Origin of the sequence: Pseudomonas sp. PDM10 (assembly GCF_014852295.1) — a bacterium.
Taxonomy (GTDB): Bacteria; Pseudomonadota; Gammaproteobacteria; order Pseudomonadales; family Pseudomonadaceae; genus Aquipseudomonas.
This window is the reverse complement of the sequence record NZ_JACVBJ010000009.1, coordinates 249,979-272,780: the sequence shown is the minus strand read 5'-3', so window position 1 is coordinate 272,780 and position 22,802 is coordinate 249,979. Positions and strand designations below refer to the sequence as shown.

Annotated in this window: 23 protein-coding genes; 11 read left to right on the top strand and 12 right to left on the bottom strand. The window is 60.0% G+C overall.

The window, feature by feature from the left end; genetic code table 11:
- Positions 1-88: 88 nt before the first annotated feature.
- Together IB252_RS29025 and IB252_RS29020 are read right to left on the bottom strand one after the other, a co-directional pair.
- Positions 89-814: a 4'-phosphopantetheinyl transferase family protein gene (locus IB252_RS29025; RefSeq protein ID WP_218537615.1), complete on the bottom strand. Its 726-nt coding sequence runs from the start codon at positions 812-814 to the stop codon at positions 89-91.
- Positions 815-1,056: 242 nt separating this feature from the next.
- Entirely contained in the window at positions 1,057-1,848 is a 792-nt protein-coding gene (locus IB252_RS29020) for a dienelactone hydrolase family protein (protein ID WP_192411062.1), read from the bottom strand.
- A 148-nt stretch (positions 1,849-1,996) separates the two neighbouring features.
- Here IB252_RS29020 and IB252_RS29015 point away from each other — a divergent pair, with 148 nt between their 5' ends.
- The 3 genes from IB252_RS29015 (at position 1,997) to IB252_RS29005 (ending at position 4,809) form a co-directional block, all read left to right on the top strand.
- Positions 1,997-2,599 (top strand): hypothetical protein, encoded by a 603-nt coding sequence (locus IB252_RS29015; protein WP_192411061.1) that lies wholly within the window; start codon positions 1,997-1,999, stop codon positions 2,597-2,599.
- Positions 2,600-2,788: 189 nt separating this feature from the next.
- Positions 2,789-3,466: a response regulator gene (locus tag IB252_RS29010; RefSeq protein ID WP_054054836.1), complete on the top strand. Its 678-nt coding sequence runs from the start codon at positions 2,789-2,791 to the stop codon at positions 3,464-3,466.
- A complete protein-coding gene (locus tag IB252_RS29005; protein ID WP_008147974.1) occupies positions 3,463-4,809 on the top strand; it encodes an ATP-binding protein in 1,347 nt (448 codons plus the stop codon). Before IB252_RS29010 ends, IB252_RS29005 begins: the two co-directional genes overlap by 4 nt.
- 134 nt (positions 4,810-4,943) lie before the next feature.
- Here the strand turns inward: IB252_RS29005 and IB252_RS29000 are convergent, their stop codons facing one another.
- Complete coding sequence (locus IB252_RS29000) at positions 4,944-5,942, bottom strand: AraC family transcriptional regulator (RefSeq protein ID WP_192411060.1); 999 nt, start codon at positions 5,940-5,942, stop codon at positions 4,944-4,946.
- Positions 5,943-6,281: 339 nt separating this feature from the next.
- On the opposite strand from IB252_RS29000, the gene IB252_RS28995 reads away from it, so the two are divergent.
- On the top strand, positions 6,282-7,616 hold the full coding sequence (locus IB252_RS28995) for a dicarboxylate/amino acid:cation symporter (RefSeq protein ID WP_192411059.1): 1,335 nt from the start codon (positions 6,282-6,284) through the stop codon (positions 7,614-7,616).
- A 144-nt stretch (positions 7,617-7,760) separates the two neighbouring features.
- Positions 7,761-8,942 (top strand): CaiB/BaiF CoA transferase family protein, encoded by a 1,182-nt coding sequence (locus IB252_RS28990; RefSeq protein WP_192411058.1) that lies wholly within the window; start codon positions 7,761-7,763, stop codon positions 8,940-8,942.
- A 138-nt stretch (positions 8,943-9,080) separates the two neighbouring features.
- On the opposite strand, the gene IB252_RS28985 is transcribed toward IB252_RS28990, so the two are convergent.
- Complete coding sequence (locus IB252_RS28985; protein ID WP_192411057.1) at positions 9,081-9,575, bottom strand: SprT family zinc-dependent metalloprotease; 495 nt, start codon at positions 9,573-9,575, stop codon at positions 9,081-9,083.
- A gap of 158 nt (positions 9,576-9,733) precedes the next feature.
- Positions 9,734-10,336 carry a Yip1 family protein gene (locus IB252_RS28980; RefSeq protein WP_008147981.1) on the bottom strand — a complete coding sequence of 201 codons (603 nt, stop codon included), beginning with the start codon at positions 10,334-10,336 and terminating at the stop codon, positions 9,734-9,736.
- A gap of 373 nt (positions 10,337-10,709) precedes the next feature.
- Between IB252_RS28980 and ttcA the strand changes: the two genes are divergently transcribed.
- Together ttcA and IB252_RS28970 are read left to right on the top strand one after the other, a co-directional pair.
- Entirely contained in the window at positions 10,710-11,534 is an 825-nt protein-coding gene (ttcA, locus tag IB252_RS28975; protein WP_008147982.1) for a tRNA 2-thiocytidine(32) synthetase TtcA, read from the top strand.
- A 131-nt stretch (positions 11,535-11,665) separates the two neighbouring features.
- Entirely contained in the window at positions 11,666-12,340 is a 675-nt protein-coding gene (locus IB252_RS28970) for a DNA-3-methyladenine glycosylase I (RefSeq protein ID WP_111451700.1), read from the top strand.
- 88 nt (positions 12,341-12,428) lie between these two features.
- Here IB252_RS28970 and IB252_RS28965 read toward each other — a convergent pair whose 3' ends face one another.
- From IB252_RS28965 to arsC, 3 genes are read right to left on the bottom strand one after another with little or no spacing between them, the layout of a single operon-like run.
- Positions 12,429-12,854: a DUF2069 domain-containing protein gene (locus IB252_RS28965; protein WP_111451701.1), complete on the bottom strand. Its 426-nt coding sequence runs from the start codon at positions 12,852-12,854 to the stop codon at positions 12,429-12,431.
- Between the two features lies 1 nt (position 12,855).
- Positions 12,856-13,452, bottom strand: a complete 597-nt coding sequence (wrbA, locus tag IB252_RS28960; RefSeq protein ID WP_111451702.1) for an NAD(P)H:quinone oxidoreductase — start codon at positions 13,450-13,452, stop codon at positions 12,856-12,858.
- Entirely contained in the window at positions 13,449-13,802 is a 354-nt protein-coding gene (arsC, locus tag IB252_RS28955; RefSeq protein ID WP_192411056.1) for an arsenate reductase (glutaredoxin), read from the bottom strand. The genes wrbA and arsC overlap by 4 nt, the downstream gene beginning before the upstream one ends.
- A gap of 114 nt (positions 13,803-13,916) precedes the next feature.
- Between arsC and IB252_RS28950 the strand changes: the two genes are divergently transcribed.
- The gene (locus IB252_RS28950) at positions 13,917-14,384 is read left to right on the top strand and encodes a TlpA disulfide reductase family protein (RefSeq protein WP_192411055.1); all 468 of its coding nucleotides are present in this window, start codon (positions 13,917-13,919) and stop codon (positions 14,382-14,384) included.
- A 161-nt stretch (positions 14,385-14,545) separates the two neighbouring features.
- Here the strand turns inward: IB252_RS28950 and IB252_RS28945 are convergent, their stop codons facing one another.
- The 4 genes from IB252_RS28945 to IB252_RS28930 form a co-directional block, all read right to left on the bottom strand.
- Entirely contained in the window at positions 14,546-14,950 is a 405-nt protein-coding gene (locus IB252_RS28945; protein ID WP_111451705.1) for an META domain-containing protein, read from the bottom strand.
- Positions 14,950-15,384 (bottom strand): hypothetical protein, encoded by a 435-nt coding sequence (locus IB252_RS28940; protein ID WP_111451706.1) that lies wholly within the window; start codon positions 15,382-15,384, stop codon positions 14,950-14,952. The genes IB252_RS28945 and IB252_RS28940 overlap by 1 nt, the downstream gene beginning before the upstream one ends.
- A gap of 77 nt (positions 15,385-15,461) precedes the next feature.
- Entirely contained in the window at positions 15,462-16,454 is a 993-nt protein-coding gene (locus IB252_RS28935) for a 2-hydroxyacid dehydrogenase (RefSeq protein ID WP_192411054.1), read from the bottom strand.
- 21 nt (positions 16,455-16,475) lie between these two features.
- Positions 16,476-19,229, bottom strand: coding sequence for a response regulator (locus IB252_RS28930; RefSeq protein ID WP_192411053.1), 2,754 nt, complete (start codon positions 19,227-19,229; stop codon positions 16,476-16,478).
- Positions 19,230-19,443: 214 nt separating this feature from the next.
- Between IB252_RS28930 and IB252_RS28925 the strand changes: the two genes are divergently transcribed.
- From IB252_RS28925 to IB252_RS28915, 3 genes are all read left to right on the top strand, one after another.
- Positions 19,444-20,166 (top strand): response regulator transcription factor, encoded by a 723-nt coding sequence (locus IB252_RS28925; RefSeq protein ID WP_192411052.1) that lies wholly within the window; start codon positions 19,444-19,446, stop codon positions 20,164-20,166.
- Positions 20,153-21,583 carry a sensor histidine kinase gene (locus IB252_RS28920; protein ID WP_192411051.1) on the top strand — a complete coding sequence of 477 codons (1,431 nt, stop codon included), beginning with the start codon at positions 20,153-20,155 and terminating at the stop codon, positions 21,581-21,583. Before IB252_RS28925 ends, IB252_RS28920 begins: the two co-directional genes overlap by 14 nt.
- Positions 21,584-21,765: 182 nt before the next feature.
- Entirely contained in the window at positions 21,766-22,788 is a 1,023-nt protein-coding gene (locus tag IB252_RS28915) for a PDDEXK nuclease domain-containing protein (protein ID WP_192411050.1), read from the top strand.
- Positions 22,789-22,802: the final 14 nt, after the last annotated feature.

Here is a 22,802-nt window from a genome sequence, read left to right as displayed (position 1 = left end):
TCCTGTGAACACCCAATGTGTGAACAACAGAGATCAACTGTGGGAGTGAGCCTGCTCGCGATGAGGCCCGCAGACCACTACCAAATCCTCAGGCCTTGATACTGACCAGACTCAACAACTGCCCATCAATGACCCCGAACTGCGCATCCAGCTCAGTGCCATTGCACCATTCGCTGGACAGATCCGTCAGCAACCGCAGCCGCACTTCACCGCGCTCGGTCCACTCCAGCACTTCAGCGTGCTCGAAATAGAAGCGCTGCTGAACGATCGGATACAGCGCCTTGAACAGGCTTTCCTTCACCGAAAACGTCAGGGTTACCAGCATCGCCAACTGATCGCGACGGCCCGCGGTCATGCGTTGCAACTCGGGCGGCGTGAGGATTTCCCCGGCCAGTCGCTCGGCCCGTTCAGGGTTGAGCAGGTTCTCCAGGTCCATTCCCAGGCCGCGCCAGTGGGTTTTCTTCGCGACAATCGCCGAGGCCCGGCCGGTGCTGTGGGTGATCGAGCCGGTGATGTGCGTCGGCCATACCGGTGCCCGGTCTTCGCCGATAGCCGGGATAAAGCTCAGCCCCTCCAACTGTTGCAACGCCGCCCGAGCGCAAACCCGCCCGGCGAGGAACTCCGCCTGACGCTTGGCGACCGAACGCTGGATGGTGGGCGGCGGCTCGATGGCGCTGCGCTGGAAATCATCGCTGGCCAGTTGCGAGGTATCGAAGTGCGTGCTCAACAGCACCGTATCGGGCAGCGCAAACGGCAGCGGCCAATGGGCATCGAGTGGGGTACAACAGACGGGTAGGGCGGGGGCGCGATTCATGTGGGGCATTTTGCCGGGTTGCTCTCAGGCTGGGTAGTAGCAATGGCTTTTGTGGCAAGGGGATTTTGTGGTGAGGGGGGGTTGTGGCGAGGGGATTTATCCCCGTTGGGCTGCGAAGCGGCCCCCATAACTGCAACCGCATTTCAGCAGGGAAACAGCGATTGCCGGGTATACGACTGCTGCGCAGCCGAACGGGGATAAATCCCCTCGCCACAAAAGCCCCTCACCACAGGGTTCACTGATCAGCCAAAGATTTTTTTGAAGAACGCCTGCATATCCGCCCAGGATTTTTCATCCGCCGCTTTGTTATAGCCAATATCCGGCCCGGCATGATCGCCATGGCTCAGACGATCCGCATCAGGATTGCTGAACCCATGCTTGGCACCTTCAAGGCTGACAAACTTATAGTCAGCCCCAGCCTTGTCCATTTCGGCCTTGAACGCCGCAACGTTATCCGCCGTTACCATGCTGTCCAGAGCGCCATGTTCAACCAGGATCTTGGCTTTCACGCTACCCGGTGTGGCAGGCGTTTTGGTCGCCAGCGCGCCGTGAAAACTCACCACGCCCGCCAGCGGCAAACCCTGACGTGCCGCATTCAGTACCACTGCACCGCCGAAGCAATAACCGATAGCGGCGATTTTGTCCGGATCGGTTTGCGGCTGTGTCTTCAGCAGATCGAGCCCGGCCTGAAAGCGCGCGCTCGCCGCGCCACTGTCTTTCAACGCGGCCTGCATGAAGGCCATGGCGTCCTTGGGATGCTCAGTGTTTTTACCATCGCCATACATGTCGATGGCCAGTGCGCTGTAGCCCAGACCGGCGAGATCACGGGCGCGGCGCTTGGTGTACTCGTTGAGCCCCCACCATTCGTGCACCACCACAACGCCAGGGCGTGCGCCTTTGATGGCATCGTCATAGGCGAAATAGCCGATCATTTTGGTGCCGTCAGTACTTTGATAGGGGATTTCCTGAGTCTTGATGGCGGCTTGAGTCAGCCCGCTCAAGGCCAGCAAGACGAAAGCGAGAAACATGCGCATGGTCGGATCTCCTGACAGAAAAGTCGTCAAAAACAGCTGGGTCGATCTGGTTCAGCTTAGGTTCAGAGAGCGTTCAGGGGGAGTTCAGGGCCGGGTGAGTAACCTTGCCCCGTACCCAAATAGCATATAGCGCATAAGGAACGCCCCTATGACTGGCTTCAAAAAACTGCTTCTGGCTTTCACTGTCTTGACCGCGAGTACCGCGGCTTTCGCTTCCGACGACAATTTCGCCAGCCTTACTTTTGGACAGACCAGCGACAAGGTCAAAAAGTCCCACGCCCTGAACGACAACCTCAACAGCCCGAACGCCGACGGCGTGATCGGCAAGGACAACACCTGGGGTGCGCGTCTGGGCCGGCAAAACAGCCAGGGCCGCTACTACGCCACTTACGACAATGTGTCGGGCTCGCACAATGGCATTAAACTGCGTCAGGAAAACCTCCTGGGCAGCTACGATCTGTTCTACCCGGTGGGCGGCAGCACCAAGCTGTTCGGTGGCGCCACAGCCGGCTTGACCAAAATGACTCAGGAATCGCCAGGTTTCAGCCGCGACAGCGACATCGGTTACGCCATCGGCGGCCAGTTGGGTGTCCTGCAACAGGTTTCGCAAAACACCTCGGTGGAACTGGGTTACCGTTACCTGCGCAGCAACGCCAGCACCGAGATGAGCGAGCGCGGTGGTAGTAAACAAGGTTCGCTGGACCTGACCAGCAGCGCCCAGACCTACCTGTCGGCGAACTACGCTTTCTAAAAAGCGTTTCGCGGCCAGTCGGTCAAGCCGCACAACCTGTGGGAGCGAGCCTGCTCGCGATGACGGCGGTACATTCAGCATTAATATTGGCTGACCCACCGCTATCGCGAGCAGGCTCGCTCCCACAGGTCGCCCTGTCAGCCATTGAAGTTTGTTTTTGGAGATGATGATTTTGCCTGGGAGAGCGTTATGAAACTGCTGGTCGTCGAAGATGAAGCGCTGTTGCGCCATCACCTGCAAACCCGCCTGACGGACAGCGGTCACGTGGTCGAGTCCGTGGCCAACGCTGAAGAGGCGCTGTACCAGACCGAGCAGTTCAACCATGACCTGGCGGTGATCGACCTCGGCCTGCCGGGCATGGGCGGGCTCGACCTGATTCGTCAGCTGCGTTCGCGCGGCAAGACCTTCCCGATCCTGATCCTCACCGCCCGCGGCAACTGGCAGGACAAGGTCGAAGGCCTCGCCGCCGGCGCCGACGATTACGTGGTCAAGCCGTTCCAGTTCGAAGAACTCGATGCCCGGCTGAACGCGTTACTGCGCCGCTCCAGCGGTTTCACCCAGTCGACCATCGTCGCTGGGCCGTTGCTGCTGGACCTCAATCGCAAACAGGCGTCCCTCGATGATCAACCGCTGGCGCTGACCGCTTACGAGTATCGGATCCTCGAGTACCTGATGCGGCATCACCAGCAAGTGGTGGCCAAGGATCGCTTGATGGAGCAGCTCTACCCGGACGACGACGAGCGCGATCCGAACGTGATCGAAGTGTTGGTCGGCCGTCTGCGCCGCAAACTTGAAGGCCCGGCCGGCTTCAAACCGATCGATACCGTGCGTGGCCTCGGCTACCTGTTCAATGAGCGCTGCACTTGATTCGTTCCCTTCGTGTCCGTTTGATGCTCGCCGCCACGATCCTGGCGGTGTTGTTCATGCTGGCGTTGCTGCCGGCGATGCAGGGCGCGTTCAGCCTGGCGTTGCAGGATTCCATTGAGCAGCGCCTGGCGTCGGACGTCACCACGCTGATCTCTGCCGCGCGTGTGGAAAACAACAGCCTGCAAATGCCAGCGCAGTTGCCCGATGAGCGCTTCAACCTGACCGACAGCCGTTTGCTCGGCTACATCTACGACCGCGAAGCTCACCTGGTGTGGCGCTCGAAAGCCACCCGCGAAGAGAAGATCAACTACAAACCGCGTTACGACGGACGCGGCAACGAGTTCGCCCGAATTCGTGAGGCCGATGGCCAGGAATTCTTCGTCTATGACGTCGAGGTCAAACTGCTCGGCGGAAAGAGTGCGGCGTTCAGCATCGTCGCGCTGCAACCGGTGCGTGAGTACGAAGCCACCCTCGAAGGCCTGCGGGAAAACCTCTACCTCGGATTCGGTGCCGCCTTGCTGGTGTTGCTCGCGCTGCTGTGGATCGGCCTGACCTGGGGCTTGCAGGCGTTGCGCCGGCTCAGTCAGGAACTGGACGAGATCGAAAGCGGCACCCGCGAAAGCCTCAGCGAACAACACCCGCGCGAACTGCTGCGCTTGACCGGTTCCCTCAACCGCTTGCTGCACAGCGAGCGCGAACAACGCAGCCGCTATCGCGATTCCCTCGACGACCTGGCCCACAGCCTGAAAACCCCGCTGGCCGTGCTGCAAGGCGTCAGCGAAGACATGGCCCGGCGTCCGGCCGATCGTGATCAGGCCTGGGTGCTGCAAACCCAGATCGAACGCATGAGCCAGCAGATCAGCTATCAACTGCAACGCGCCAGCCTGCGCAAAAGCGGTCTGGTGCGCCACCAAGTGCGCCTGCAACCCGTGCTGCAAAGCCTGTGCGACACCCTGGACAAGGTCTACCGCGACAAACGCGTGCGGGTCGCCTTCGATCTGCCGGCGCAGTGTTACGTGCCGATCGAGCAGGGGGCGTTGCTGGAAATGATGGGTAACCTGCTGGAAAACGCCTATCGCCTGTGCCTCGGCGAAGTACGCATCAGCGTGCGCGAAAGCCTGAGCGGGATTGAGTTGTGCGTTGAGGATGACGGTCCGGGAGTGCCGCCAGATCAGCGTGCGCGGATTCTGCAAAGGGGAGAGCGGCTGGATCGCCAGCATCCGGGGCAGGGGATCGGGTTGGCGGTGGTCAAGGACATTATCGAGAGCTACAGCGCCAAGTTGACGCTGGGAGATTCACCGATGGGCGGAGCGGCGTTCCGGATTCATTTTCCGGTGGTTTGACCGCGCGTAACCGATCGTTCCCACGCTCCGCGTGGGAATGCCTCAAGGGACGCTCCGCGTTCCAGCTCTGGAAAGGGACGCAGAGCGTCCCGGGCTGCATTCCCACGCAGAGCGTGGGAACGATCAGTGCGCCTTCAGTTCTCTTGCGCGCGGTAGGCCCCCGGCGTCAACCCGGTCCACTTCTTGAACGCCCGGTGAAACGCTGAAGGCTCTGAAAACCCCAACTGCTCGGCAATCTGCTGCAACGACAAATCCGCCCGCCCCAGGTGATAGATCGCAATGTCCCGGCGCAGTTGATCCTTCAATTCCTGAAAACTCGACCCTTCCTCCCGCAAATGCCGACGCAACGTCTGCGGGCTGATGTGCAGGTGCGCGGCGACCTCTTCCAGGTCTGGCCAGTGTGAACTGTCGCGGCCGAGCAACCTTCGCAACTGGCTGCTCAAACTGTCGCCGTCATCCGGGCGCGACAACAGGTCGGCGGGGGAGTGTTCGAGGAAATGCTTGAGTGTCCGCTCGTCCTGCAACAGCGGCATGTCCAAGTAACGACTGTGAAACAGCAGGCTGCTTTGCGCCGTGGAAAACGCCAGAGGGCAGGGGAACAGCAAATCGTATTCGGCGCCGTGCTCGGGTTTCGGGTAGCTGAATGTCGCCTGTTCCAGGCGAATGCGCTGGCCGATCAGCCAACTGGCGAGGCGATGCCACACCATCAGTTGGCTCTCGGTGAGGAAGTGATCCGGGTCCCGGAACTGCGAATCGTCGAGGCTCAGGCGGATCATGTCGTCTTCGCGGGTCAGGGTCAGACGCGGACCGTCGGGGAATAAGCTATAAAACAATAAGCCGCGATGAAGTGCTTTCTCCAGATTGCGGCAGTGGATCACCGCATGGCACATCATCGCGAAACTCCCGGTTTTGCTCGGGACCGGCCCGAAGCCCAGGTATTCGTCGTCCAGTGCCAGCCACAGTCCCTGGATCAATCGGGTGAACTGTTCAGGCGCGATTCTCGCTCGTGGTTCTTCAAGCAACTCGGCGCTGATGCCCAGTTGTTGCAGCAGGTTTGAATAGTCATAACCCAGCCGGCGTGCGCCACCGAGGGCGGCACGGGCGAAATGACTGGCGATGGTGCGTTCGCGCATAGAAGGCAAGTCCGTCCATTGAACGGCGGATGGTAGCCGTGGTGCCTGATGATGGACAAGGCGGATATCCGCCAAATTGTAGGACGAGGTCTGGTCGATGGGCGGAAATCCGCCACTTTGCCGTAACCGCTTGGTGACAAAGAAAAACCTGCAACCCTTGATGTCAAAAGACTTGCTGGCGATTTGACGAAGGTGGCACGGGCCTTGCGATACAACCTGTAGATGCCTGCCGTTGCGCAGCTCGACAAAACAAATCCCTCCAGTGCAGGAGGGTTCGCAATTGAAGTGTCTTTGGCAACAGATGGATGTTGTCACCGGGCACTCTTGAGGAACTTTGCAATGACGACTCGTCAGCCACTGTACAAATCCCTGTATTTCCAGGTGATCGTTGCTATTGCCATCGGCATCCTGCTCGGTCACTTCTACCCGCAGACCGGTGTCGCCCTCAAGCCGCTGGGTGACGGGTTCATCAAACTGATCAAAATGATCATTGCCCCAATCATCTTCTGCACCGTCGTCAGCGGTATCGCGGGCATGCAGGACATGAAGTCGGTCGGCAAGACCGGCGGTTACGCGCTGCTCTACTTCGAAATCGTTTCGACCATCGCATTGCTGGTGGGTCTGGTGGTGGTCAACATCGTGCAGCCGGGTGCCGGCATGCACATCGACGTCGCTACGCTGGATGCCTCCAAAGTCGCTGCTTATGTGGCAGCCGGTGCTGATCAAAGCGTTGTTGGCTTCCTGTTGAACGTGATCCCGTCCACCATCGTCGGCGCGTTCGCCACAGGCGACATCCTGCAAGTGCTGATGTTCTCGGTGATCTTCGGTTTCGCCCTGCATCGCCTGGGTTCCTACGGCAAGCCGATCCTGGACTTCATCGATCGCTTCGCCCACGTGATGTTCAACATCATCAACATGATCATGAAGCTCGCGCCACTGGGTGCTTTGGGCGCCATGGCCTTTACCATCGGTGCCTACGGTGTTGGTTCGCTGGTGCAACTGGGTCAATTGATGGCGTGCTTCTACATCACCTGCCTGGTGTTCGTGCTGGTCGTGTTGGGTGGTATCGCTCGCGCTCACGGCTTCAGCGTGTTGAAAGTGATCCGCTACATCCGTGAAGAACTGCTGATCGTGCTGGGTACTTCTTCTTCGGAATCGGTACTGCCACGCATGCTGATCAAGATGGAACGCCTGGGCGCGCAGAAATCCGTTGTGGGTCTGGTGATCCCGACCGGTTACTCGTTCAACCTCGACGGTACGGCGATCTACCTGACCATGGCGGCGGTGTTCATTGCTCAGGCAACCGACACCCACATGGACATCACTCACCAGATCACCCTGCTGGTGGTGTTGCTGCTGTCCTCCAAAGGCGCTGCGGGCGTGACCGGTAGTGGCTTCATCGTGTTGGCGGCTACCTTGTCCGCCGTTGGCCACTTGCCGGTGGCCGGCCTGGCGCTGATCCTCGGTATCGACCGCTTCATGTCCGAAGCCCGTGCCCTGACCAACCTGGTCGGTAACGCTGTTGCCACCCTGGTTGTGGCCAAGTGGGTCAAGGAACTGGACGTCGACGTGATGCACGCCGAACTGGCTTCTGGCGGTCGCGGTATCTCCGACGAGCCTAAAGACGATGTTCTGGGCCACGTCGAAGAGGCAACCCCAAGCAACGTCAAATAAGACGGCTGCACTGAAAAAACCCGCTTCGGCGGGTTTTTTCATGCCTGGGATTTGAGCGCAACGGTCAGCGCATCTGACGCATAAGGTGATTGCTGCAATGCCATTGGCTGCCTAGTCTGGAGGCATCGTTTACGGAGAACGCCCATGCTCGGTCCACTGGCATCACTCAAGGTTCTGGATTTCTCGACACTGCTGCCGGGGCCGTTCGCCTCGTTGTTGCTGGCTGACATGGGCGCCGAGGTGCTGCGCATCGAATCGCCAACGCGCATGGACCTGCTGCGGGTTTTGCCGCCTCACGATCAGGGCGTCTCCGCCAGCCACGCCTACCTCAATCGCAACAAACGCAGCCTGGCGCTGGACCTCAAGCAGCCTGAGGCGCTGGAGGTGATCAAGCAGTTGCTGCAGGACTACGACATCGTGCTGGAGCAGTTCCGCCCCGGCGTGATGGAGCGATTGGGCCTGGGTTATGAAGCCTTGAAGGCGATTAATCCGAAACTGATTTACGTGTCGATCACCGGTTACGGCCAGACCGGCCCCTACAAGGACCGCGCCGGCCACGACATCAACTACCTGGCGCTGGCGGGGCTGGCGAGCTACACCGGCCACGCCGACAGCGGGCCGTTGCCGTTGGGCATGCAAGTGGCGGACATCGCCGGTGGCTCGTTGCACGGAGTGATCGGGCTGCTGGCGGCGGTCATCGCCCGGCAGCAAACCGGGCAGGGGCAGCATCTGGATGTGAGCATGACCGACTGCGTGTTCAGCCTGAACGCCATGGCTGGTGCCGGGTATCTGGCCTGTGGCGAAGAGCCGGGAAGGGAGGAGCAGATGCTCAACGGTGGCAGTTTCTATGACTATTATAGTTCTCGCGATGGGCGCTGGTTCTCGGTGGGCAGTCTGGAGCCTGCGTTCATGAAGCAACTGTGCGCAGCACTGGGGCTGGAGGCGCTGGAAACCTTGGGCTTATCGCCGGAACCGGCCTTGCAACAGGCGCTGAAGAACGCGCTGAGGATTGAGTTCGAGACCCACGATTTCGCCGAGTTGTGCGCGTTGTTTGCCACGTTGGATGCGTGTGTCGAGCCGGTGTTGAGTTTGAGCGAAGCGGTGCGGCATCCGCAGTTGAAGGCTCGGGCGCTGGTGACCGAAGTGCCGCGTGGTGACGGGACGACTCAGGCGCAGATGGCGTGTCCGCTGAAGTTTTCAGATGGGTTGCCTGAGCCACGGCATATCGGCGCGGCTATAGGGCAGCATACGGATCAGGTGTTGAGGGAGTTGGGGTATAGCGCTGAGCGGATCGCAGAGTTGCGCCGTGCCAGGGTGGTTGTGTAGCGCCTGATCGGACGCCATCGCGAGCAGGCTCGCTCCCACAGGGAATTTGTTGTGAACACATTATTTGTGAAGGCCGCAGATCAAATGTGGGAGTGAGCCTGCTCGCGATGGCGTCGGGCATGCGCACCACAAATCCCGCTACTCGACCCGCATTTCCCCACTGAACACCAACGTGCTCCGGCACCGCCGACACAGATACCGCCGCCCCTGTCTCACCAAACCATGGCGCTGGGCCGAAAACGGGAAATCGCTGTCGGGGCACGGGCATTTGTAAATGTAGCGGGTCATGCTGCGGCGTTTGACGTCATAGGTGTGGCAGCGGTTGGGCGGCAGCTCGTACACACCGCGCATGATCAGTTGCCACTCTTCGCCATGGGGCTGGATGCGGTCGCCGAACAGTTGATGGGCGATCAGGTGCGCCACCTCGTGGGCCACGGTTTGTTTGAGGAAGTCTTCGGTATTTTCCCGGTACAGCTGTGGATTGAAGCGCAGCAGGTTCTCGTGCAAATGCGCGACACCGGCTTTTTGCCCGCGCAGCTTGAGGCTCACCACGGGGCGTTTGAAAGGTCGTTTGAAAAAGGATTCGGCTAGCTGGTAACAGTCTTCGACGCGGGTATTGAGTTGCTCGGGCATGCTTGATGGATCTCCAGAGGCGTCGAGTATGCCGCAACCCTCGGGACTTGCGAATCGCTCAGGCGCCGAATGGTCGTCACCGGTTTCTATCCTTGAACACTAGAAGGCCGCCTTGCGGCGGCCTGTGTTGGCAGATCTTGTTTTTGGGTGAAGTGTTGCTAATTCGTATAGACCGGCCCCACGCCGAGTCCCCAGACAATGACCGTGAACGCCATGATGGCTACCAGCACCACCAGGCCTACCGCAAGCACCGAACTCGAAAACAGAAATCCCTCGTCTGATGGAATGTTCATGAAAGTGGGTAGCCCCACATACAGCAGGTACACCGTGTAGCAGATGGCCGCGGTGCCGACGATCATCCCAAGCCACATGTGTGGGTACAGCGCCGCCAGACCGCCGATAAACAGCGGTGTCGCGGTGTAGGTCGCAAATGCAACGCAGCGTGCCAGGCTCGGGTTGGCGTCATAGGTGCGAGCCATCCAGTGGATGAACGCGCCCATTACCGCCACACCGCCGAGCATCGCCAGGTACGACATGACCGTCATCCATATCGCGCTTTCCACCGTCAGCATCACCGGTGCGCGACTGCCAATGACCCAGCCGACCTGAGTGGTGCCAATAAATGCCGACACCGCAGGGATCGCCGCCAGAATCAGGGTATGAGTGAGATACATGTGGCTGATGCTTTCCTCCTGGTCGCCACGAATCTCTTTCCATTCTTGGTCAGGGTGGGTGAAGAGCCCCACTACGTGATGGATCATGCCAGTCACTCCTCTTGTTTTTACCGTCGCCCCCCAGCGGAGCGCCTACGGGCCAAAGTGGCCGGGTAAGGAAAGGTCTGGATTAGTGTGCGACCTTATGTCGCAGTATAGAAAGGTCTTAACGACGCAGGTTGCAGGGCTTTAGAGCAAATTGCGCTGTAAACCCCGCTGCTAATCGCCGCAGGGTCTGTGCACCCAGACCTCTGTGGGAGCGAGCCTGCTCGCGATGGCGTAGTGTCAGTCAATATCAATGCAACCTGTCACACCGCCATCGCGAGCAGGCTCGCTCCCACAGGGGATAGGGGGCTCTTCGCCCGTGACCGGTTTTTGCGTAAAATGCCGGCCTTTCGTCACACCTCACGGATTTCGCGTCATGGGCACTCTTACGGTCAACCAGAACAAACTGCAAAAGCGCCTTCGCCGCCAGGCCGGTGAGGCTGTTGCCGATTTCAACATGATTGAAGACGGCGACAAGGTCATGGTCTGCCTGTCCGGTGGCAAGGACAGCTACACCATGCTCGACGTGCTGTTGCACTTGCAGAAGGTCGCCCCGATCAAGTTCGAGATCGTGGCCGTGAACATGGACCAGAAACAGCCGGGTTTCCCTGAACATGTGCTGCCGGCCTACCTCAAAGAGCTGGGCATCGAGTACCACATCGTCGAGAAAGACACCTATTCCGTGGTCAAGGAGCTGATCCCGGAAGGCAAGACCACCTGTTCGCTGTGCTCGCGCCTGCGTCGCGGCACGCTCTACACCTTTGCCGACCAAATCGGTGCGACCAAGATGGCCCTCGGTCATCACCGCGACGACATCGTCGAAACCTTTTTCCTGAACATGTTCTTCAACGGTTCGCTCAAAGCCATGCCGCCGAAGCTGCGCGCCGACGATGGCCGCAACGTGGTGATCCGTCCGCTGGCCTACTGCAACGAAAAAGACATCCAGGCCTACTCGGACTTCAAGCAATTCCCGATCATCCCGTGCAACCTCTGCGGCTCCCAGGAAAACCTGCAACGCCAGGTGGTCAAGGACATGCTGCAGGAATGGGAACGCAAGACGCCAGGCCGGACCGAAAGTATTTTCCGCAGCTTGCAGAACGTGATCCCGTCGCAACTGGCGGACCGTAATCTGTTCGACTTCACCAACCTGCGTATCGACGAAACCGCGGCCTCGCGCTTCGTCAATGTTGTAAACCTCTAAACACAATCACTGTGGGAGCCAGCCTGCTGGCGATAGCGGTGGGTCAGACACATCATTGTTGACTGACCCGCCGCTATCGCCAGCAGGCTGGCTCCCACATGAGTCTATTCACTTACTCATCAGGAAAGGGCATGCGCGATTACAAGTGGCTGCACGAATACTGTCTGAACCGCTTCGGTTCGGCAGCTGAACTGGAAGCCCATCTGCCCGTTCCGAAAACCCCGGCGCAATTGCGCAACATCAGCGACGACCGCTACCTCTCGACCATGGCGCTGCGCGTCTTCCGTGCCGGGCTCAAGCACAGCCTGGTGGACGCCAAATGGCCGGCGTTCGAAGAAGTGTTCTTCAAGTTCGACCCTGAGAAAGTCGTGCTGATGAGTGCCGAACACCTTGAGCGTTTGATGCAGGACGCGCGGATCATTCGTCACCTGGGCAAACTCAAGAGCGTGCCGCGCAACGCGCAGTTCATTCTGGATGTGGCGCATGAGAAGGGCAGCTTCGGCGCGTTGATCGCCGATTGGCCGGTCACGGATATCGTTGGGTTGTGGACCTGCCTGAAAAAGCGCGGTCATCAATTGGGCGGCTTGTCGGCTCCGCGGTTCTTGCGGATGGTGGGCAAGGATACGTTTGTGCCGAGCTACGACGTGGTCGCGGCGTTGAATGCACAGAAAATCGTCGACAAGGTGCCGACCAGCCTGCGGGACCTGGCGTTGGTACAGGATGTGTTTAACCAGTGGCATGAACAGAGTGGCGGGCGGGCGATGAGCCAGATTTCGATGATGCTGGCCTACACTGTGAATCATTAAGACCGAGTCGCCCCCATCGCGAGCAGGCTCACTCCCACAGGATTCACGCTGTCCTTGTGGGAGCGAGCCTGCTCGCGATGGCGGTGTGTCAGGCGACGGAGATTTCGCCTTCGCCAGCCAACTTGCGGTTCAACTGAAACCGCCACCGCACATACAGCAGCGCCGAGCAGAACACCGCCAGGCTCGCGCCCATCTCCAGCAAACCAAACAATTGTCGGTTCGGGTCATACGCCGCCAATGCGCCCTTGATGAAATACAGGTTCACCACAAAACACATCCATGAATGCCCGCGCGCACTGCCGATAATCATCCCCGGCGCCAGCAATAGCAGCGGCACCAGTTCGATTAGCAGAATCACCCACGGCCGGGCGCCGTGCAGGTCGGCGACCACCAGGTAGTAGGCGCACAGCAAACCCACCAAACCGAAGTAGCACAGCAGGCTGATGACGCGCATCGCTCGGACCCGCGGTTCGAGCCATTCGATGGAGGGCAAAATCTTCGGCTTTTTGGCCACGTCAGTTCCCCAGTTTCTGTGCAGTCTTCGCCAGGCGCAGGCCCAAGGCCCGACACAGCGCGACTTCATGTTCATTCAAACCGCTTTTGCCGTCCGCCCCGGCGTGATGGCTGGCGCCGTAAGGCGTGCCGCCGCCACGGGTTTCCAGCAGGGCCGATTCGCTGTAAGGCAGGCCGGTGATCAGCATGCCGTGGTGCAGCAACGGCAACATCATCGACAGCAGCGTGGTTTCCTGACCACCGTGCAGGCTCGCGGTGGAGGTGAAAACCCCGGCCGGCTTGCCCACCAGAGCACCGGTCAGCCACAGGTTGCTGGTGCCGTCGAGGAAGTACTTGAGCGGCGCCGCCATGTTGCCGAACCGGGTCGGGCTGCCCATGGCCAGGCCCGCGCAGTTCTTCAAATCGTCGAGGCTGGCGTACAGCGCGCCTTCGTCGGGGATGTCCGGCGACACGGCTTCGCATTCGGTCGAGATCGGCGGGACCGTGCGCAACCGGGCTTCAAGACCGGCCTGCTCGACGCCCCGGGCAATCTGCCGGGCCATTTCATTGGTCGAGCCGCTACGGCTGTAATACAGAACCAGAATGTACGGCGCACTCACGGCAGCAGCTCCAGCACATTCTCCGGCGGACGGCCGATGATGGCTTTGTCGCCGACTTCGAGAATCGGTCGCTCCATCAGTTTCGGGTGGGCGGCGATGGCGGCGATCAATTGCGCCTCGCTGAGGCTGCTGTCGGCCAGGTTAAGGGTTTTGTACTCGTCCTCACCGGTGCGCAGCAGTTGCCGGGCGCTGATGCCGAGCTTGGTCAGCAGGCTCTGGATTTGCGCCGCGTCCAGCGGGGTATCCAGGTAGCGGACCACCGTCGGGGTCAGGCCACGGGCTTCGAGCAGTTCGAGCGCACCGCGGGATTTCGAGCAGCGCGGGTTGTGATAAAGCGTCAGATCGGTCATGTGCGGTTCGCATCTTGCGTAAGGTGACGGCTATTCTAACTGTGCTGCGCGTAATCCAGAACCTTGGGAGGCGATGGGTCGCAGGCGCATTCAATTTTGAACAAGGAATACGACATGACTAGGCGACTGGCAACGGCATTGGCGATCATCGGTGCGTTATTGCTGGGGGGCTGTGGTAACGACTATGGCACCGACCAGAGCGGCCAGAAAGTCGCCGCCGAACGTCTGGACAAACAATGGCTGGTGCTCAATTACTGGGCTGAATGGTGCGGGCCGTGCCGGACCGAGATCCCGGAATTGAACGCCTTGGCCGATCAGCTCAAGGCCAGGAAGATTGGTGTGTTCGGGGTCAACTTCGACAATGTGCAGGGTGAAGAGCTGAAAAGCGCCAGTGAAAAACTGGGTATCAAGTTCACCGTGCTGGCTTCTGATCCGGCCGATCTTTTCGAGTTACCGCGCAGTGAGGCGTTGCCGGTGACTTACATCATCGATAACAAGGGCAAGGTACGGGAACAGTTGATGGGTGAGCAGACGGCGGCGGGGGTGATGGCGAAGCTTGAGGCGTTGCAGGCGAAGAACTGATTGCTCCTACTGTGGCTAGGGAGCTTTTGTGGAGAGGGCTTTTGTGGCGAGGGGATTTATCCCCGTTGGGTTGCGCAGCAACCCCAAAAAAGGGACTGCTGCGCAGTCCAACGGGGATAAATCCCCTCGCCACAGATACACTTGGCTGCAGTGAGGAGGGCTCAACCCTCTTCAAGCCACCAACGCAACGGCTTGCCTTCTGCCGGCCAGAAGCGCATCTGGTCGATCGGCGAGACGTCCCAGCGCTGAACGTTTTCCAACGCCTGGAGGAAACGCTTTTCCTGCTCCATCAGCGCCGGCGCACACAGTTTGCGGGTACTGCCAACCTTGCCGAAGCTCAGCTTGTCGCCTTCCAGGGTGTACGGCGCGAACCAGTGGTTGCAGCCGCCATTGCCGTAGGCCCGACCGTCTTCACCGAGGGTGACGGTCAGGTGGCTGTAATCCATCAACGGACGTTCGCCAATCCACTCCAGAATGTAGCTGCGGTTTTGTTGCAATTGCACCGGCTCGGCGGCGCAGCCCAGCAGGCTGGCGCCAACCATAGTGGTCAGAGCGAGGCGTTTCATCACGCGGGCTCCTGGCATTTCGGGCACAGGTGCTTCTCGCCAACCGTGGTCCAGCCCAGGTCGGCGATCCGTGCGGTGGCAGCAGGCTTTTCAGCCTTGTTGCCCAGCTTGGCATCGACCGCGAACTCGAAGCTCAGCTCTTTGGCGCAGCTGTCGCAGTTGACTTTCCAGGTGTGGATCGCCAGTTCGCCGAACACCGGACCACTGGCTACCGCGACCCATTGGCCAGGCGGATTGATCAAGTGGCGAACCGTTTCGACGGTCAGGCGCATGGACAAGTCCTTGGCGCCTTTAAGGGTCACTACCAGCACGTCGTTGTTACGAATCGAGCCGCCGTTGCCGGTGACTTGATAACGCCCCGGCACAAGGGCGCGGCATTCGGTGAGGGTGTGTTGCGGGTTCATCAGGCTATAGCGGAAATCGTGTTCGACCATGGGTCCTCCAAATATGCGCGGCATGCTAGCACGGACATCAGCGCAGTATGGCGCGGGCGTATGACCTTCGATCTGGTTCAGTCACCCTTTACCAGATTCGCAGGCGCGCCGGCCGCCCAAGCGGCGATGTTCTGCAGGGTGGTCGCGGCAATCGCACCCAGGGCTTCGCGGGTCAGGAAGGCCTGGTGAGCGGTGATGATCACGTTCGGAAAGGTCAGCAGCCGCGCCAGCACATCGTCCTGCAGCGGCAGGTCGGAACGGTCCTCGAAGAACAGCTGTGCTTCCTCTTCATACACATCCAGCCCCAGATAACCCAGTTGACCGTCCTTCAACGCATCGATAAGCGCCGGCGTGTCCACCAGACCACCGCGGCCGGTGTTGATCAGCATCGCACCGGCTTGCATGTGCGCCAGTGACTCGCGATTGATCAAGTGTTTGCTTTGTTCGTTGAGCGGGCAGTGCAGGCTGATGATATGCGACTCGGCCAGCAGTTCCGGCAGGCTCAGGTAACGGGCGCCGAGGGCTTCGACTTGCGGGTTGGGGAAGGGGTCGTACGCTAGCAATTGGCAGCCAAAGCCGTTCATGATTTTCGCGAAGGTCGCGCCGATCTGTCCGGTGCCGACCACCCCGACGGTCTTGCCCACGAGGTCGAAGCCGGTCAGCCCGTGCAGGCTGAAATCCCCTTCGCGCGTGCGGTTGTAGGCGCGGTGCAGGCGCCGGTTGAGCGCCAGGATCAGTGCCACCGCATGTTCCGCCACCGCGTGGGGCGAGTAGGCCGGGACGCGCACAATCGCCAGCCCCAAACGCTTTGCCACTGCCAGGTCGACATGGTTGTAACCGGCCGAGCGCAGGGCGATCAGGCGTGTACCGCCCACAGCCAGGCGTTCGAGCACCGGCGCGCTGAGGTCATCATTGATGAAGGCACAGACCACTTCGTGATGCTCCGCCAGCGCCACCGTATCAAGGCTCAGTCGCGCCGATTGAAAGTGCAGTTCAATGCCGGCCGGTAGCTCGGCACTCAAAAAACTGTCGTGATCGTAAGTCTGGCTGCTGAAAAGAATCGTACGCATGCGGTCCTCCTGGAATGTACATCAAGCATTTATACGGGCATGAGCGGCCAGGCGATTGATGGCCCGGTCGAGGTCTTCCAGCGCGCTGGGGGCTTTGGGGTCCTGTTGCTTGAGCAGGGTTTCGCTGCGCTGGCAGGCGGCGCGCAGTTGCGGGACGCCGCAATAACGGGTCGCGCCGTGCAGGCGATGGACACGCTCGATCAGGGCGTTGTGGTCGTTGTTTTCCCGGGCGAAACGAATCGCCTCGCGGTCGGCTTCCAGCGACGCCAGCAGCATTGCCAGCATGTCCGCCGCCAGATCAGCCTTGCCGGCAGCCAGGCGCAAACCTTCTTCGTGATCGAGTACCTGCAACTCATGACCGCCACCGTGGCTGTCGCTGGAGCGCTCCGGCCCATGATTGCGCAGCGCCAGGCCGGTCCACTTCAGCACCACTTGGGCCAGTTGCCGTTCGCTGATCGGTTTGGTCAGGTAATCGTCCATGCCGCTTTGCAGCAGCGCGCGTTTCTCGTTGGCCATGGCGTGAGCGGTGAGGGCAACGATCGGCAGCGGTGTGCAATGCCGTTCACTTTCCCACTGGCGAATCGCTTCAGTGCTTTGCCGCCCGTCCATACCGGGCATCTGAACGTCCATCAGCACCAGGTCGAAGGTTTCGGTCTGCACCGCCTTGACCGCCGCGTAACCGCTTTCCACCGCGAGGACTTTGGCGCCCATGTCCTCGAGCAGGGTTTGCACCAGCAGCAGGTTGGCCGGGTTGTCGTCGACACACAGCACCTTTGGCGCGCGGCTGGACACCGGTTCGCCGGGTTCGCTGCGGTGCTGGCGGGGGTTGACCAGGTCGGACAAGGCCCGCCGCAGCTTGCGGGTGCAGGCCGGTTTGGCCTGGAGCTGGCTGTGCGGGTTGGGCACCGAGAGGTGGAACAGTGTCTGTTCGGTGGTCGGGCACAACACCAGCACCTTGCAGCCCAGGTGTTCGAGGTCCCAGATGTGCTGGTTGAGGCGCTCTGGCGGCATGTCGTTGCTGGTGATGCCGAGCACCGCCAGGTCGATCGCCTGATCGGTCTGATGCGCGCCGGTCACGCCATTGGTCAGGCTTTCCAGCGTATTGAACGGAGTGACTTCGAGGCCACAGTCTTCCAGTTGATGCTGCAACGCCTGACGGGCCAGTTCGTGATTTTCCAGCACCGCCACCCGACGCCCGAGCAACGGCGGACCGGGCAGGTCTTCGGCGTCGTCGCGGGTTTTGGGCAGGCTCAGGCTGATCCAGAATTCCGAGCCTTCGCCGGGGGTACTGTCGACACCGATCTCGCCACCCATCTGTTCGATCAGACGTTTGGAAATCACCAGCCCCAAGCCAGTGCCGCCCGGTTGCCGGGACAGCGAGTTGTCGGCCTGGCTGAAGGCCTGGAACAAGGCACGCACGTCCTGGTTCGACAGCCCGATGCCGGTGTCCTGAATGCTGATGCGCAGTTGCACGCTGTCTTCGTGTTCTTCTTCAAGCATGGCGCGGGCGACGATGGTGCCTTCGCGGGTGAACTTGATCGCATTGCTGACCAGGTTGGTGAGAATCTGCTTGAGCCGCAGCGGGTCACCCACCAGCGACAGCGGCGTATCGCGATAAACCAGGCTCACCAGCTCCAGTTGCTTGGCATGGGCGGCCGGGGCGAGGATGGTCAGCGTGTCCTGGAGCAGGTCGCGCAAGTTGAACGGAATATGGTCGAGCACCAGTTTTCCGGCCTCGATTTTCGAGAAGTCGAGAATCTCGTTGATGATCCCCAACAGGCTGTCGGCGGACTTTTCGATGGTGCCCAGATAGTCGAGCTGGCGCGGGGTCAGCTCGCTTTTTTGCAGCAGATGCGTGAAGCCGAGAATGCCGTTGAGCGGCGTGCGGATTTCATGGCTCATGTTGGCCAGGAACTCGGATTTGATCCGGCTGGCTTCAAGGGCTTCCTTGCGCGCCAGGTCCAGTTCGATGTTCTGGATCTCGATGGTTTCCAGGTTCTGGCGCACGTCTTCGGTGGCCTGATCGATGCTGTGCTGCAATTCTTCCTGCGCGTTCTGCAGGGTGCCGGCCATACGGTTGATGCCGGACGCCAGTGTGTCCAGTTCCTGGCTGCCGAGGGGCGGCAGTCGGGTTTCCAGATGACCGTCCTTGAGTTGCGCCACCGCTTGCTTGATCTGGCTCAGCGGCCGATTGATGCTGCGGCCCATGCGTAACGCCAGCAGCGCCGCACCGGCCAGCCCTGCGCCGATCAGCAACAGGCTGGCGAACAGGCTGCGGTAACCGCGCAGCAGCATGCCGTTGTGGGACAGTTCAAGTTCGACCCAGCCCAACAGGCGATCGGCTTCGTCGGGAATCAAATCACCGGCCAGATTGCGGTGCTTGCCGAACACCGGCAGCAAGTAACGCGTCGCGTCATTGCCGCTGCGGCGCAGCATCTGCGAACTGTTGCCGATCGGCGCCTGGTTGAGCATGGTCGGGCCGGCATGGGCCAACAGGGAGCGGTCGGGGGCGAGGAACGATACGGCGCGCACGTCCGGTTGTTCCAGCGATTGGGTGGCAATGCGTTCCAACAGCTCGGTGTTCTTGTGGCCCATGGCCGGGGCCACCAGGGGCGCCAGTTGTTCGGCGATCATCTCGCCACGCTGCATGAGCTGGGTTTGCAGGTCGGATTGCTGCATCCAGGTGAAATAGCCACCCAGAACCAAGGCCATCAGGCTGGTCGGCAACAGGGTCAGCAATAGCACGCGGCCTTTAATTCCCAGTTTCTTGAGCACGCATCTCTCCTGCATCCAGCGATTTAATGACCTGCACGTACGTCCAGCACGCGCCACCTGCGCAGTGTAGCGATTTGCAGGCGGGCAATCTTCGTAAAATTGATGTCGGCATTCGTCGGCAGGATCGCCACTTTTACCTCACGGGCAAACCTTGTGTTGCCCGCAGCGAGGCAATCTTGAATAATCCACAACTGAGAATTATTTGCAGATAGTCATGACTCCCATCGCTGTTGGACACCCTCGTATCCTGTCTATAGAAGACGACCTCGTACTCGGTGCTTATGTTCATGAACACCTGGGACGTTGCGGTTTTCAGGTGACGTGGTGCAAGAACGGTCTGGAAGGCTTGACCATCGCCCGCCAGCAAGCCTTCGATGTGGTGCTGATGGATATTCTGCTGCCGGGCCTGGACGGGCTGAATGTACTGACGCAATTGCGCCAGAGCCATTCCACTCCGGTGGTGTTGATGTCGGCGCTCGGTGCCGAGGCGGATCGCGTCAGTGGTTTTCGCCTGGGCGCCGATGACTACCTGCCCAAACCCTTCAGCATGGTCGAGTTGCGGGTGCGCATCGAAGCGATCCTGCGACGGGTCGCGCTCGACCGCCGGCCAGCGCCGGCACCGATTGCGCCTTCGGCGGACAGCCTGCGTTTCGACGATGAAGGCTGTGATGTCTTTTATGGCGAACACGCTGCCGGCCTGACCCGCAGCGAATATCGGTTGCTGGAAACGCTGAACCGCAATGGCGATGAAGTCCTGAGCAAAGCCTTCCTTTACCAGCATGTGCTGCAGCGCGGTTACGCGCCCCATGACCGCAGCCTCGACATGCACATCAGCCAGATCCGCCGCAAGCTCAAGGCCGTCGGTTACCTCGAGCGCGAAGTGCGCACGGTGTGGGGCAAGGGTTACGTATTGAGTGCGGTCGATGAAGTGGACTGACCTGCCGGGCAGGCATTCGCTGTTCTGGAAACTGGCGTGTTTGTTGGTGGCGTTCTGTCTGCTGATGATCTGGCTCAGTTGGTCCTGGGGGCGCTATATGGAACAGAAAAACCTGTTCCTGTCCGACGAGGCACGGGGCACGCTGATGCGCTACGCCGCCGAGGCCGAGCAGGTGTGGAATGAGCGCCAGAGTGCGGGCATCGATGCCTGGTTGCACAGCGTCGGACATCGCGAATCGACATGGGTCGGTGTGATTGGCGGCGATTTGCAGTCATTGAGCAGTTACCCGCTGACGGAAAAAGAAACCCGGCGCCTGACTTTTTTACGAGGTCTGGATTGGCCGACGAGTCGCCATACCAAAGGTTTGCCGTGGTTGAGAGTGCCTTTTCCCAAGGATCCGTCCGCTGGCAGCCTGGTGATCGAACTGCCCCAGCGTTTCGTGCCTGGCCGTTACCGGGTGTTCTGGCGGGTGATCACCAACGGGGTGATTCCCGGGTTGTTCACCTTACTGCTGTGCGTCGGTCTGTATCGGTTGCTGGTCGTGCCTTTGAACAGTCTGCGCGAACAGGCCAATGCCTGGCGTGCCGACCCGTTGAACGTGCGGTTGTCGAGCCGCATCACCCATCGCCCGGATGAGCTGGGTGAACTGGGCCGGGCCTTCGATCACATGTCCGAGCGCCTGCAAAGCACGGTGGCCCTGCAACAACAACTGCTGCGCGACCTGTCCCACGAATTGCGCACGCCACTGAGTCGCCTGCGGGTGGCCAGCGAAAGCGAGCAGGGGTTGACCCAATTGCGCGAGCGCATTGGCCGAGAGGTCGATGGCATGCAGCGTCTGGTCGAAGACACCCTGCAACTGGCCTGGCTCGACACCGAGCGCACTCGGTTGCCCGACGAATCGATCCAGGTTCAGGCATTGTGGGAAATGCTCACGGAAAATGCCTGCTATGAAAGTGGCTGGCCGGCGAGCCAGTTGCAGTGTGCGGTGGATTCGTCCTGCTGGGTGCGCGGCCATCTCAATACGTTGGCTCAAGCGCTGGAAAACATCCTGCGCAATGCCATTCGTCATTCACCGCAGGGCGGCGTTGTGCGTCTGGGTAGTCAGCGCGATGGTGACTTCTGGCAGGTGTGGCTGGAGGATGAGGGCGGCGGGGTGGCTGATGAAGATCTGGAGCGGATCTTCTCGCCGTTCATCCGACTCGACGGATCGCGACCGGGGGATGGTGGATTTGGGTTGGGGTTGAGCATTGCGAGGAATGCGGTGCAGCGTCAGGGGGGCAGTCTTTGGGCTGAGAACACTGAGACCGGGTTGCGGCTGAATATGCGGTTGGTGGCTGATATTGATGGCGTCAGTGACGACGCTATCGCGAGCAGGCTCACTCCCACAGTGGAGGTGTGTCGGCCACAAATGGTGTGATCAACCCTTAACCCTGTGGGAGCGAGCCTGCTCGCGATGAGGCCCTCCCAGCCACAACCGTTCTAACTTTGCCGGAGCGTTCCCGTTATTTTGTACGACCTTTCCTAAAGGTCATTGCCGACACCTTGTGCCTGATTCGACGGAATAGACTTGCGTTTTTCCTCTTCCTTCAGGAGTTCGGCATGACTGCACCCAGCGTCCCCGGCAGCACAACCGAAGACCGTTTCAATGAAGTGCTGGCGCTGATTCAAAGTGCCAAGCAGCAAGCCATACAGGCGGTGAATACCCAGTTGATCGAGCTGTATTGGCAGGTGGGTGCTTACATCAGTCGCAAGCTGGAAAAAGCCGAATGGGGCGATTCTGTGGTCAGCCAGTTGGCCGAGCATCTGGCTCAGACTCAACCGGGGTTGCGTGGGTTTACCCGTCCCAATCTGTTTCGCATGCGTCAGTTCTACGAAACTTATCGCGGCGACGAGAAAGTCTCACCGCTGGTGAGACAAATATCCTGGACTCATAATCTGGTCATCTTCAGCCTGGGCAAACTGCCGGAGGAGCGGGAGTTCTACCTGCGTATGGCCGTTCAGGAAAAATGGTCAAAGCGCGAACTAGAGCGTCAGTTCAAAACCGCACTGTTCGAGCGAAGCGTGACCCAACCGGCAAAAGCCTCTGCGGTGCTGAGACAAACTCACCCTGAGGCACTGAACGTGTTCCGCGACGCCTACATGCTCGAGTTTCTCGACTTGCCCTCCAGCCATGGCGAAACCGATCTGCATAAAGGGTTGCTGGCGCGCCTCAAGGAATTTCTGATCGAACTGGGTCGCGACTTTTGTTTTGTCGGTTCTGAACGCCCGCTGCAAGTCGGCGGGCGTGATTTCGCCCTGGATCTGCTGTTCTTCCATCGCGGCCTTAATTGTCTTGTAGCCATTGAGCTTAAGGTCGGTCGTTTTGAACCGGAGTATTTGGGCAAGCTGAACTTCTATCTGGAAGCGCTGGATCGCAATGAACGCAAACCCCACGAAAACCCGGCCATTGGTGTGTTGCTGTGTGCCAGCAAGGATGACGAGGTGGTCGAGTACGCCCTTAACCGCAGCTTGTCGCCAGCGCTGATCGCTGAATACCAGGTGCAGCTACCGGACAAACAGTTGTTGCAGGCCAAGTTGCATGAGTTCTACGCATTGAATCTCGCGCAAGGCGAAGAGTACTGATCCAGCCCCTTATT